Annotated in this window: 12 protein-coding genes; 7 read left to right on the top strand and 5 right to left on the bottom strand. The window is 59.6% G+C overall.

What is annotated here, in order from left to right:
* Positions 1-40: 40 nt before the first annotated feature.
* Positions 41-271, bottom strand: a complete 231-nt coding sequence (locus tag ASF13_RS04640) for a hypothetical protein (RefSeq protein ID WP_056233077.1) — start codon at positions 269-271, stop codon at positions 41-43.
* 109 nt (positions 272-380) lie between these two features.
* Between ASF13_RS04640 and ASF13_RS04635 the strand changes: the two genes are divergently transcribed.
* From ASF13_RS04635 to phnE (ASF13_RS04610), 6 genes are all read left to right on the top strand, one after another.
* Complete coding sequence (locus tag ASF13_RS04635) at positions 381-1,163, top strand: siderophore-interacting protein (RefSeq protein WP_056233075.1); 783 nt, start codon at positions 381-383, stop codon at positions 1,161-1,163.
* A gap of 55 nt (positions 1,164-1,218) precedes the next feature.
* Positions 1,219-1,758, top strand: a complete 540-nt coding sequence (locus ASF13_RS04630; protein WP_072166281.1) for a PadR family transcriptional regulator — start codon at positions 1,219-1,221, stop codon at positions 1,756-1,758.
* 882 nt (positions 1,759-2,640) lie between these two features.
* Complete coding sequence (gene phnC, locus ASF13_RS04625) at positions 2,641-3,474, top strand: phosphonate ABC transporter ATP-binding protein (RefSeq protein ID WP_056233071.1); 834 nt, start codon at positions 2,641-2,643, stop codon at positions 3,472-3,474.
* A gap of 26 nt (positions 3,475-3,500) precedes the next feature.
* Positions 3,501-4,424, top strand: a complete 924-nt coding sequence (gene phnD / locus ASF13_RS04620; RefSeq protein WP_056233069.1) for a phosphonate ABC transporter substrate-binding protein — start codon at positions 3,501-3,503, stop codon at positions 4,422-4,424.
* A gap of 60 nt (positions 4,425-4,484) precedes the next feature.
* The gene (gene phnE, locus ASF13_RS04615; RefSeq protein WP_056233067.1) at positions 4,485-5,354 is read left to right on the top strand and encodes a phosphonate ABC transporter, permease protein PhnE; all 870 of its coding nucleotides are present in this window, start codon (positions 4,485-4,487) and stop codon (positions 5,352-5,354) included.
* Complete coding sequence (gene phnE, locus ASF13_RS04610; protein ID WP_056233065.1) at positions 5,351-6,241, top strand: phosphonate ABC transporter, permease protein PhnE; 891 nt, start codon at positions 5,351-5,353, stop codon at positions 6,239-6,241. The genes phnE (ASF13_RS04615) and phnE (ASF13_RS04610) overlap by 4 nt, the downstream gene beginning before the upstream one ends.
* Before the next feature lie 180 nt (positions 6,242-6,421).
* On the opposite strand, the gene ASF13_RS04605 is transcribed toward phnE (ASF13_RS04610), so the two are convergent.
* The 4 genes from ASF13_RS04605 to ASF13_RS04590 all read right to left on the bottom strand — a co-directional run bounded on the left by ASF13_RS04605 (position 6,422) and on the right by ASF13_RS04590 (position 10,397).
* Positions 6,422-7,246, bottom strand: coding sequence for a glycosyltransferase family 8 protein (locus ASF13_RS04605; protein WP_056233063.1), 825 nt, complete (start codon positions 7,244-7,246; stop codon positions 6,422-6,424).
* Positions 7,243-8,631: a D-arabinono-1,4-lactone oxidase gene (locus ASF13_RS04600; RefSeq protein WP_056233060.1), complete on the bottom strand. Its 1,389-nt coding sequence runs from the start codon at positions 8,629-8,631 to the stop codon at positions 7,243-7,245. The genes ASF13_RS04605 and ASF13_RS04600 overlap by 4 nt, the downstream gene beginning before the upstream one ends.
* Positions 8,632-8,760: 129 nt before the next feature.
* Complete coding sequence (locus ASF13_RS04595; protein WP_056233058.1) at positions 8,761-9,399, bottom strand: TetR/AcrR family transcriptional regulator; 639 nt, start codon at positions 9,397-9,399, stop codon at positions 8,761-8,763.
* Positions 9,400-9,560: 161 nt separating this feature from the next.
* On the bottom strand, positions 9,561-10,397 hold the full coding sequence (locus ASF13_RS04590; RefSeq protein ID WP_056233056.1) for an AraC family transcriptional regulator: 837 nt from the start codon (positions 10,395-10,397) through the stop codon (positions 9,561-9,563).
* Positions 10,398-10,639: 242 nt separating this feature from the next.
* Here ASF13_RS04590 and ASF13_RS04585 point away from each other — a divergent pair, with 242 nt between their 5' ends.
* The gene (locus ASF13_RS04585; protein WP_056233053.1) at positions 10,640-11,944 is read left to right on the top strand and encodes an alpha-glucosidase/alpha-galactosidase; all 1,305 of its coding nucleotides are present in this window, start codon (positions 10,640-10,642) and stop codon (positions 11,942-11,944) included.
* Positions 11,945-12,044: the final 100 nt, after the last annotated feature.

The raw sequence follows: 12,044 nt of genomic DNA, 5'->3' as shown, positions 1-12,044 counted from the left end.
GCAGTTTTCTGGCAGCAGTTAGCCAGCGCTGCGGGGGCCGTTACCGGTTGCCCGGCTGCAGGTGAGCGCTGTTGCCCGGCCGCCAGTCGCTGGTGCTGCGGGCAAACGCTTGTGCCCCGACTGCCAGCCACCGGCGCTGCAGGTGAACGCTGTTGCCCGGCTGCCAGCCGCTGGCGCTGCGGGCAAACGCTTGTGCCCCGACTGCCAGCCGCCCGCGCTGCAGGTGAGCGCTGTTGCCCCTGACCGCTGCTGAATAAGCACGGATTGTCAACAAATCTGCCAGCGTCCGGCGAAATGCTGCTTGCACGTAAGATATATCATAGATATATTTTTACTCTCAAATAAGAATCATTCCATTTCCGATTGCCAGGAGAACCACCATGTCCGAAACGTCCAGCCGGTTGCCAGAACGCGTGCGTAATGAACTGCGCTTCCGCCAGTTAACCGTCACCGCAAAAACCCGCATCGCTGACAGCTTCTGGCGCATTGACTTCAGCGGCGCCGACCTGGCGGGTTTCACCTCGCCAGGCTTTGACGACCATATCAAGGTATTTTTCCCGGATGCCGCCAGCGGCATACTGTCATTGCCAGAGGTTACGGCCGACGGCGTGGTGTGGAAAGAGGGCGCGCGTCCGGTCTCGCGCGACTATACACCGCTGTTTTTTGACGCGGAGCAGCAAACCCTGACCCTCGATTTTTATATTCACGACGGCGGCGTTGCCAGCGGCTGGGCGGACAGGGCGCAGATCGGTGATGCGCTGGCCATTGGCGGCCCGCGCGGTTCGCTGGTGGTACCGGAAGATTACAGGTTCCAGCTTTACGTCACCGACGAGAGCGGCCTGCCGGCCTTTAAGCGCCGTAATCTGACCCAGACCGCGCAGCTGAGCCACCTGTACGCCTTCGCCGATCCGGCACCCGGCGCGGCCTACCTGGAGGTGCATAACGATCTGCACGTTCACTGGCTGGGCAGCGGCCATATGCAGGGCCCACACATCGATACGTTGATTAACACCCTGGATACGGTAACGATCCCGTCTGATGACTACTTTATCTGGCTTACCGGGGAGGGTGAGGCGGTAAAAAAACTCAGCGATTACTTTATCGGCCAGCGCGGCTGTGATGAACGCTTCGTGCGTGCTGTGGCATACTGGCACAACAAGTAAGGTTTACGCCGCCCGCGCTGGGCGGCACGTTGATGCTTTTTACCTCAGGCCGCTGATGAAACATTCCTCCTCTCTGCCCCAGCCCGGCGTCGATGCGCCATCCTCCTGCGGCGAACCGCGCCGCCGCCGGCGTGAAAAGATGCTCGACGCTGGCGATCTGCGGCTGCTGGTGTTGCATTTTCTCAGCCACAGCCCGGCGCACGGTTATGAGCTGATCAAGTCTATTGAAGATCTCTCCGGCGGTGAGTACAGCCCCAGCCCCGGCATGATCTACCCGGCGCTGACGCTGCTGGAAGAGACACAGCAGATCGCGGTGCTGGATGTGCAGGCGGCGCGTAAAGCCTACCGCTTACTGCCGGAGGGCCAGGCCACGCTGCAGCAGCAGGCACCGCTGCTGGCGCAGGCGATGCAGCGGCTGGCGTCGCTGGCGGTGCTGGTGCACAACCGCCGCCTGCCGGAGATAGAGCGGGCGATCCACAATTTCAAAACGGCGCTGAACGGCCGTCTGGCACAGCCGGGCATCTCCCGGCAGACGCTGTATGCGATCGTTGACGCGCTGGACGACGCAGCAAAGAAGATAGAACGCAGCGAGTAACCTGCACGCCCGGCTAACCTTTTCACCCGCGTCCTCCCTGTTGGCCGTTGCGTTGCTGTCTTAAAGGCGTGGCTTTTTGCTCTGATGGCAGGGTGGGCTGTTGCGTTGCTGTCTTAAAGGCGCAGCTTCCTGTTCTGGTGACGGGTTCGGCCGCGGGCGAAAAGAACCGGCGCTCCCTGCGCCGCACGCCCGGCTAACCTTTTCGCCCGCGGCCTCCCTGTCAGCTACTGCGTTGCTGTAAAGGGCATCGTTTTCGGCAGGATACCGAAGATTAAGTAGTGGAAGCTGTTTGATTTGGTTTTGATTTGGTTTTGATTTGGTTTGATTTGGTTTGATTTGGTCTGATTTAGTTTGATTTTGTTTATTTAATTTTTTTGTATGGTTTTAAAACAGCGACGCAGAAAATAACAGGCAATAGGGGTTTATCCGGATAAGCGGACCTTCGGGCACATGGACGTGCCCGGCAGAGCCCAGGGACGTTACTGGCGTGTCCGCGTTCCGGATAAACCCCGATTAGCCGTGCACCAAAACCTGAAGCGACCCGGCCCAAAAGCCACACCCCGACAGGCCAGGCACAGGAACCCGAAGCGACCAGCGGCCCGGAAGGCACACCCTGACAGGCCAGGCACAGGAACCCGAAGCGACCAGCGGCTCCGAAGCCACACCCTGACATGCCAGGCACCTGAACCCGAAGCAACCAGCGGCCCCGAAGCCACACCCTGACAGGCCAGGCACCGAAACCTGAAGCCACCTTTGGCCGCAGGCCCCCGCCCAGAATGCCCGGCTGTCTTTTTTCCATCACTTCCCCGTCATTAAATCGTCATCGCGCTAACCCTTAATAGGGCGCACCACGGCACCCGCCGGATCAACGACGGTAACACTATGGCACAGGCACTGTTAAAAATTGCCCACCAGCACAACTCGGCCCCGCACACGGCAGCCAGGGTCAAAGTGCTGGCAGTAAACGGACTCGGCAAAGCCTACGGCACGCAAACCCGCGTCCTGCACGACATCAATTTCGACTTGCACGCCGGTGAACTGGTTGCGGTCATCGGCCGCTCCGGTGCCGGAAAATCAACCCTGCTGCACGTCCTCAACGGCACCCTCCCGGCCAGCGAAGGCGAAATCGTCAACTTCCAGGACAATGGCCAGCAGCAGAACATCGTTGAGCTGAACGCCAGGCAAATGCGCCAGTGGCGCAGCGAATGCGGCATGATCTTCCAGGACTTCTGCCTGGTCCCGCGCCTTGACGTGCTGACCAATGTTCTGCTTGGCCGCCTCAGCCAGACCTCCACGCTCAAATCATTCTTCAAAGTCTTCCCGGACGCCGACCGCGCCCGCGCCATCGGCCTGCTCGAATGGCTCAACATGCTGCCGCAGGCGCTGCAGCGCGCGGAAAACCTCTCCGGCGGCCAGATGCAGCGCGTGGCGATCTGCCGGGCGCTAATGCAAAACCCCAAAATACTGCTGGCCGACGAACCGGTCGCCTCGCTCGATCCGAAAAACACCCGCCGCATCATGGACGTCCTGCGCCAGGTCAGTGAAAACGGCATCAGCGTCATGGTCAACCTGCACTCGGTCGAACTGGTCAGAGAGTACTGCACCCGCGCCATTGGCATCGCCAAAGGACGCATTGTTTTCGACGGACACCCGTCACAGCTGAACGACGACCTTCTCCATACCCTGTATGGCGAAGAACTGAACCAACCTCACTAACACCTTTTGGGATACGGAACACAGCAATGAAAAAAATCTTCGTCGCCGCCGCAGTAATCAGCACCCTGTCCGCTAACGTCAGTGCTGCCGATGCGCCAAAGGAGCTGAATCTGGGCATTCTGGGCGGGCAAAACGCCACCCAGCAGATCGGTGATAACCAGTGTGTGAAAGATTTCTTCGACAAAGAGCTGAGCGTTGACACCAAACTGCGCAACTCGTCCGACTACTCTGGCGTCATCCAGGGACTGATCGGCGGCAAAGTGGATATGGTGCTGAGCATGTCACCCTCCTCGTTTGCCTCGGTCTATATCAACGACCCGAAAGCGGTGGACGTGGTCGGCATCGTGGTGGATGACAAGGACCAATCGCGCGGCTACCACTCCGTGGTGGTGGTCAAGGCCGACAGCCCGTACCAGAAGCTGGAAGACCTGAAGGGCAAAGCCTTTGGTATGGCTGACCCGGACTCTACCTCCGGCTTCCTGTTCCCGAACCAGAGCTTCAAAAAGCTGTTCGGCGGCACGGTTGACGACAAATACAACGGCTTCTTCTCCAGCGTTACCTTCTCCGGCGGCCACGAGCAGGACGTACTGGGCGTGCTGAACGGCCAGTTCGACGGTGCGGTCACCTGGGCCTCAATGATTGGTGACCACAACACCGGCTACACCAGCGGCGCCTTCACCCGTATGATCCGCGCCGGCCAGCCGGACCTGATGAAAAAAGTACGCATCATCTGGCAGTCGCCGCTGATCCCCAACGGCCCGATCCTGGTCAGCAACAAACTGCCGGCCGATTTCAAGGCGAAGCTGATCGCTGCGATTAAGAAGCTGGATAAAGAGAACCACAGCTGCTTCGTGAAAGCCGTCGGCGGTGCCCAGCACATTGGTGAAGCGACCGTGGCCGACTACCAGACCGTGATCGACATGAAGCGTGAGCTGACCAAAGCCCGTTAATCACCGCCTTACCTTCTGCATTCAGGGGCCGGATCTCCGGCCCTTCTCTCAGGGTTATCCATGACAAATCCCGAATTCGAGCGTTATTACCAGCAGGTGCGCGGCCGGCAAAAGCGCGACACGCTGCTGTGGTCGCTGGTGCTGGTGCTGCTCTATCTGGCCTCCGGGTATATGGCCGAATTTAACCTGCACACCATCTGGGTCTCGCTGCCCAACTTCTTCGACTACCTCGCCGAAACCATTCCGCGGCTGAACGTCGCGCTGCTGTTTGCCGACGGCCATACCGAAGGATCGCTGGCGTACTGGGGCTACCGCCTGCACATCCAGCTGCCGCTGATCTGGGAAACGCTGCAGCTGGCGCTCGGTGCCACCCTGCTGTCGGTGATGATTGCCGCGGTGCTCGGCTTTCTGGCGGCCAACAATACCGGCACGCCGCGAGGCGTCAGCTTCGCCATCCGCTCGCTGGTGGCCTTTTTACGCACCATGCCGGAGCTGGCGTGGGCGGTCATGTTTGTGATGGCCTTTGGTATCGGAGTGATCCCCGGCTTTCTGGCGCTGGCGCTGCACACCGTCGGCAGCCTGACCAAACTGTTCTATGAGGCGATTGAAAGCGCCTCCGACAAGCCGGTGCGCGGGCTGGCGGCATGCGGCGCATCCCGCGTGCAGCGCATGCGCTTTGCGCTGTGGCCGCAGGTAAAACCGGCGTTTCTCTCCTACGGCTTTATGCGTCTGGAGATCAACTTCCGCCAGTCGACCATTCTCGGGCTGGTGGGGGCAGGGGGCATCGGCCAGGAGCTGATGACCAACATTAAACTGGATCGCTACGATCAGGTCAGCATGACGCTGCTGCTGATCATCGTGGTGGTGACGCTGCTTGACACCTTCTCCGGGCGTCTGCGTCAGCGCGTAGTGGAAGGGAGCAAAGCATGATCGGTCTGATCGGTACGGAACAGCTGGAGCGCATGCGCGCGCAGCACCAGGCGCTGTTTTCTCTGCAGCGCCGCTATCTGCAGCGCATCGGCCTGATCGCCGCGGCGATCCTGCTGTGGTACGTCTGGTTCTTCGTCACCTTTGGCATCAGCTGGCAGCAGCTGACGGTGGGAATGACCCAGCTGGGCCACTACTTCCTGCGCATGTTTGTCTGGCATGACGTGGCCAGCTGGCCGTTCGCCTACTACTTTACGCAGATCTTTATCACCATCGCTATCGTGTTTGCCGGCACCATTACCGCCACGCTGCTGGCGCTGCCGCTGTCGTTCCTGGCGGCGCGTAACGTGATGACCGGGCCGCTGCTGCGTCCGCTGGCGCTGGTGATCCGCCGTCTGCTGGACGTAATGCGCGGCATTGATATGGCGATCTGGGGGCTTATCTTCGTGCGCGCGGTGGGCATGGGGCCGCTGGCCGGGGTGCTGGCGATCGTGATGCAGGACGTCGGGCTGTTGGGTAAACTTTACGCCGAAGGCCACGAAGCGGTGGATCGCTCGCCGGGACGCGGGCTGAACGCGGTGGGAGCCAACGCGCTGCAGAAGCATCGCTACGGCATATTCACGCAGTCGTTCCCCGCCTTCCTGGCGCTGAGCCTGTATCAGATCGAGTCCAACACCCGCTCGGCGGCGGTGCTCGGCTTTGTCGGTGCGGGCGGTGTTGGCCTGATCTACGCTGAGAATATGCGCCTGTGGAACTGGGACGTGGTGATGTTTATCACCCTGATTCTGGTGGTGGTGGTGATGACCATGGACACCCTCTCCGCGAAGCTGCGCAAACGCTATATCAGCGGCCAGCCGGTGCCGCTGTTTACGCCGGAACCGGTGCGTTAAGGGGCTGAGACAGGTGGCATACCGCCATCGTCGCCCCGGCGGGCGGAGCCTTCAGGACAACGTGCCGGGTGGATTACCCGGCTTCCCGCCAGCCACACTTTTCAGAGCGGTGGCTGCAAGGGCAGACGCGGGTGAGGCGTTGCTGACTAACCCGACGCGCCGCCTGTTTTTTGCGGCCATTTACAGGCCAGCGGCCACCTGCCACCAGGCCTTATCCAGCGCATAGTAGCGGCTCTGCGGATCGGGCTGCTGCTGCCACGGTTTATCGATAATGTAGTGGATGTTCTTCACCCGATCGATATCCCAGACGGCCGGGTGCTGATGCGGCAGGGTCTTCAGCGCGTTATAAATATACGGCAGCGGCTGCCAGCGGTTGCGGTAGAACTGGTTCAGGAAGTCCTGCTCGGCAAACAGATAGCCGGAGAGGTCGTCCAGCGCCGCCAACTGCGCCAGCATCTGGTCAAACACCTGCTGGTCCGGCGTCAGCAGCAGAAAACCGCCATTCAGATAGTTATCCACTTTATCCGGCTGCTCAACGTGATCCACCCCACGGCAAACGCTGTAGAAGCAGTTTTCCGGCACCCAGTCGGCGGGGTAGCTGGCAATCTGATTCGGGTTGCAGCGACAGGCGTGGCAGGCGGCAATGGTGCCCGGTGCCAGCGGCAGGCCGAACAGCTCATCCATATTCTGCGTTACCAGCATATCGGCATCGAGAAAGGCGAGGCGGGAAAATTCGGTTAACTGCCACGCCCGCAGCTTACTCCACACCTCGGCAAAACGCGCGTTGGCGTAGCGGTTGGCCAGCTCAGGGTTGGGGCTGAGCGGAGCCACTTCGCGTATCAGTGCGCCCTCTGACTCCAGCTGCTGGCGTGCTGCGGGTGCGATATGCTCCGTGACCATCACCACCAGCGGATAACGGCTGTCGCTGAGCCGCAAAGAACGGTTCAGTGCGCGCACGCCGATCAGGTAGTCCGGCTGCGTCAGCAGGGTTGCCCATGCCATCATGCTGTGGCCTCCTTAAGCAGCTGCTGGCTGAAGGTGTTACTGAAACGGTGCTGCGGATCGAGCCGTTCGCGCACCGCCCGGAATGCCGCCAGCTGCGGGTAAATCCGATCCCAGTTATACAGTGAGGCGTCGAAGTATTTGCCCCAGTGCGGCCGGCCACCTTCTTCCGCCAGCAGTTTTTCCACCGCGGTGATAAACGCCAGCCCCTCTTCAGAGAGTGAACCGTCTTCAGCGTAATAGACCACAAAGCCAAAGAAGCAGCTGGCCTGCTGATACGCCGGACTCAGCCAGCTTTCTGATGCGCCTGTGCAGCGCAGGATCACCGGATAGTGCATATGCGGCTGTTCGTCGGCGTGCCAGCGCTTAATGCGTTCAATCACCGCCGGGGCACGTTCGAGTGGGATGGCGATTTCAACGTTGATCTGCGGGGTGGCAATACCGCGACAGAATACCTGATAGATATCGCCGGTCACGTCGGTGAAGTCTTTAAAGCGGGTCACGGTGCGGAACGGCTTGCCGTTTTCATCGGTGATCTGCGTGTCGCTGCGCATATGCTCCAGCGTGCGGTCTACCGTCTGATTCATCGCATCGTTAGTTTCATGGTACTTCAGCAGATCGTCGCCGTTCAGCCGGTAGTTTTCCCGCTCCTCATCCGTGGCTTCCCGCGCCGCCCACAGGTGCACCTGGTTTTCGCCGGGGAACCACCAGGCTTTGCTTAAGGCGTAGTCCTGGTTCCAGGTCAGCAGATCTTCCGCGAGCGAGTCAGCGCTGACCGCGCTTTTATGGCAGGTATAAATCCCCAGCGGGCAGGTGCGCAGGGTGACGGCGGTCACTGCACCCAGACAGCCCAGCCCCAGCTGTACGGCAGGGAAATCCGCGTGCTGACGATCGAATTCGGCGATGCTGCCGTCGGCCAGTACCATGCGGATTGCCAGCACCTCGTCGCCAATCGTGCTCTGTTGCAGCCCCTGGCCGTGGGTTCCCGTCGCCAGCGCACCGGCCAGCGTTTGTGCGGCGATAACGCCGGGGGAAGCCGGCAGCATACGGTTCATGCCGGTCAGCACCTCGTAGACTTCATGCAGCGGTGTGCCCCCCGCGAAGGTTGCGCTCTGTTCATCGCTGGCAAGCAGGCCGCGCAGCTGCGAGGTATCAATCAAACGGTCACCGGCATCGGCCAGCGCCAGCATTCTGCCGGGTGACATGCGGCTGCCCATAATACGCACCCTGCCATGACTGGCACACAACAACGCCTGCAGTTCGGCCTCACTGGCGGGGTAATCAATCTGGCTGATATGCGCCAGCGTGGCGTTCTGCGCCCAGTTCCACTGGCGCGAGGGGGACTCGGGCAGCTGCGGCTGGCGGCGGGGATAGCGTTCTTGCGTCATTGACGGCACCTCTTTAAGCCTGACTTTTGCGTACATCGTTACGCAACACAGTATTAAGGGTAGCCAGAAAACCCCGTTACGCAGACGTAACGGGGTAAAATTGTACATTACGGATTTATCTGTACAGATTTAACGGGCAGGGCGCAGGTAGCGCAGCGTCGCCTCCACCACCAGCTGGCGGTTACGGGCCACGCTCTGCTGTTCGCTCTCATCGCCGCCGAACAGGGTGTGAAAGGTGTAACGATTTGCAACATTATGCGTGCAGATACTGCTGATCAGGCGGTGGACGTCAACGGTCTGCACCTGTGGATCGAACTCGCCGCTCTGCTTACCGCGCACCAGCACGCTATCCAGTACGTCCAGCGCGCTCTGGTTCAGCGCCTTAATAGACGTCGACTGGCTGATATAACGGCCGCGCATCAGGTTCTCGCTGCACACCAGCCGCATAAAGTCCGGGTGGCTGATGTGATAATCAAAGCTGGCCTCGGCCAGCCGGGCAATCGCCTCGGTCGGTGACATCTCCGCCAGATTCAGTCCGCTCTCATGGGAACGGATCTCCTGATAGACCAGGTGCAGCACGTCAATATACAACTGCTCTTTGTTGCTGAAGTGGTACACCACCATGCGTTTGGTGGTCTTCGCATTTTCGGCAATCTGCTCCATGCGGGCGCCCTGCAGGCCGAACTCGGCAAAGGTGGTCAGGGCGCTGGCAAGAATGCGTTTTTTTAACCCTTCGGGATCGTTTTTACGTTTGGCGGGGGCGTTCATAGCGGGTGACAGTCCGTTCTCTATACTGTGGAAACCGCGCTCAGAGTACCCTCAGCCGGGGCAGTTTACAAATAGCGGTCCGCGGTCACGCAGCCTCGGGACGATAAAACGGCCGTACGCCGGCCGCCCGCGTAATTTCGACCGGTGTTGTGAGCGTTGGCTTAAATATCGCTATTGGCCTGTCTGCGCCGCCATTCGCTTGGCGAGCAGTGAAAGTAGTGGTTAAACACTTTGGCGAATTGCATCTGGCTGCCGTAGCCCACTGAATAAGCGATTACTTTCACCGGTAGTGACCGGTCAGCCAGCAGCGAGGTGGCCACATTCATACGCAGCTGCAGCAGATAGTGTTTTGGCCCGTAACCAAACTGTTGCTGAAACAACCGGCTGAGATAACTGCGGTCGATATTGCAGTATTCCGCCACCTCGGCAATGCTGAAATTGCGGTGGTAGTGGCGTTCAATATACTGCGTCGCGTTATCCAGATGCCGGCTGATGCTGGCGGTTTCACTGCCCGCGCGGCTGCTGGCGCTGCCGGCGATCAGCGCGTCCAGAAACAGGCAGGTCAGCCCGGTAATGCGCAGCGAATGCTGTGGATCTTCGGCGATCAACGCCTGCAGCAGTCGGCCCTCACCGGCCAGGGAATCAGGGTCTTTTGGACGGTACAGCGGCATATCGCGCCGTAATCCGCATTTTTCCAGGCTTCTTGCCGCCACCAGGCCATCCATCTCAATCCACATATACTCCCAGGGGGTGCGTTTATCTGCCACGTAGGTGGTAATTTCGTGCGGCCAGATCAGAAAGGCTTCCCCCTGTCTGACCGGCCAGCTGTGCTGTTCAGTATGGAGCGTGCCGCAACCCTGTATCACATAATGCAAAAGATAGTGCTGACGCACCGCCGGGCCATAGCTGTGCTGGCTGGTACAGACTTCATGGCCGTACTGATAAATGTTCAGCCCGAACTGCGCGATATCATCCGGATTAATATCTTTCTGAATCATGCCACTCTCCCGTAGTTGACTGAATTACAGCAATATTTTTCATAAAAAACAGACCCGATATCTGCAGGATGTGAGCCTGAGCATTTTATTAACGCTTTCCTGAGGCGAATTAGCGAGCCAGATCACAGTTCAATTTCAGCGTCATTTTTCACCATATCAATGTCAAAAAATGACATAGGCAGGCCCGCGGGCTTTGCCTAGAGTGGGTTCAACTTCACCCGATGTCTGATAAGGAACTGACCATGAAAATTACTTTTCTCGGTGCCGGCAGCACCGTTTTCGCCAAAAACGTACTGGGGGATATTCTGGCTACCCCGGCGCTGCAGCAGGTCGATATCGCCCTGTACGATATCGATGAGCAGCGGCTCAACGACTCCTGGCAGATGCTGAATAACCTCAACGCCAATCTGAGCCAGGGCAAAGCACGGATCGAAAAATTTGCCGGGGTGGAAAATCGTCGCCGCGCCCTGCAGGGTGCCAGCTATGTGATCAACGCCATTCAGGTTGGCGGCTACGATCCCTGCACCATTACCGATTTTGAGATTGCCAAAAAATATGGCCTGCGCCAGACCATCGCCGATACGCTGGGCATCGGCGGGCTGTTCCGCGCGCTGCGCACCATCCCGGTGATGCTGGAGTTTGCTCGTGATATGGAAGCGGTGTGCCCGGACGCCTGGCTGCTTAACTACACCAACCCGATGGCCTCGCTGACCGGGGCGATGCTGCGGCACACCGGGATCAAAACCGTTGGCCTGTGCCACAGCGTGCAGGTCTGCGCCGAAACGCTGCTTAAGTCGGTGGATATGCCGACGGATGGCGTAAAATGGCAAATCGCCGGTATTAACCATATGGCCTGGCTGCTGAACATCAGCCGCAATGGCGAAGATCTCTACCCGGAAATCAAGCGCCGCGCGGCCGCGCTGCAGCACAGGCACGACGATATGGTGCGCCATGAAATCATGCGCGTGTTCGGCTGCTACGTCACCGAATCCTCTGAGCATAACGCCGAGTACATGCCGTACTGGATCAAGCGTAACTACCCGGAACTGATCGAACGTTTCAACATCCCGCTCGACGAATACCCGCGCCGCTGCATTGAGCAGATTGACCGCTGGCAGCTGCAGCGCGAGCGGCTGACGCAGAATGACAACCTGACCCACACCCGCAGCCACGAATATGCGTCGTGGATGATCGAAGCGATGGAGACCGACGTGCCGTACAAGATCGGCGGCAACGTGCTGAATAACGGGCTGATTACCAACCTGCCGGCGGAGGCCTGCGTCGAGGTGCCGTGCCTGGTGGATGGTCAGGGCGTAACGCCGTGCCACGTCGGTGTACTGCCGCCGCAGCTGGCAGCGCTGAACCGCACCAATATCAACACCCAGCTGCTGACTATTGAAGCGGCGGTCAGCCGTAAAAAAGAGCATATCTACCACGCCGCGCTGCTCGATCCGCACACCTCGGCAGAGCTGTCGATTGATGACACCATCCGCCTGTGTGACGAGCTGATCGCCGCCCACGGTGACTGGCTGCCGGCGTACCGCTAACGCATACCCGGGATCCCCCGCCAAACTTACCCTTAACCGGAACCCTCACTGAAAGGTCGGCAGGTGGCGCAAATCGCCTGCCGGTCGGGGACGTGCGGAG

This window comes from Erwinia sp. Leaf53, from assembly GCF_001422605.1.
Classification (GTDB): Bacteria; Pseudomonadota; Gammaproteobacteria; order Enterobacterales; family Enterobacteriaceae; genus Erwinia.
This window is presented reverse-complemented; position numbering and strand designations above follow the sequence as displayed.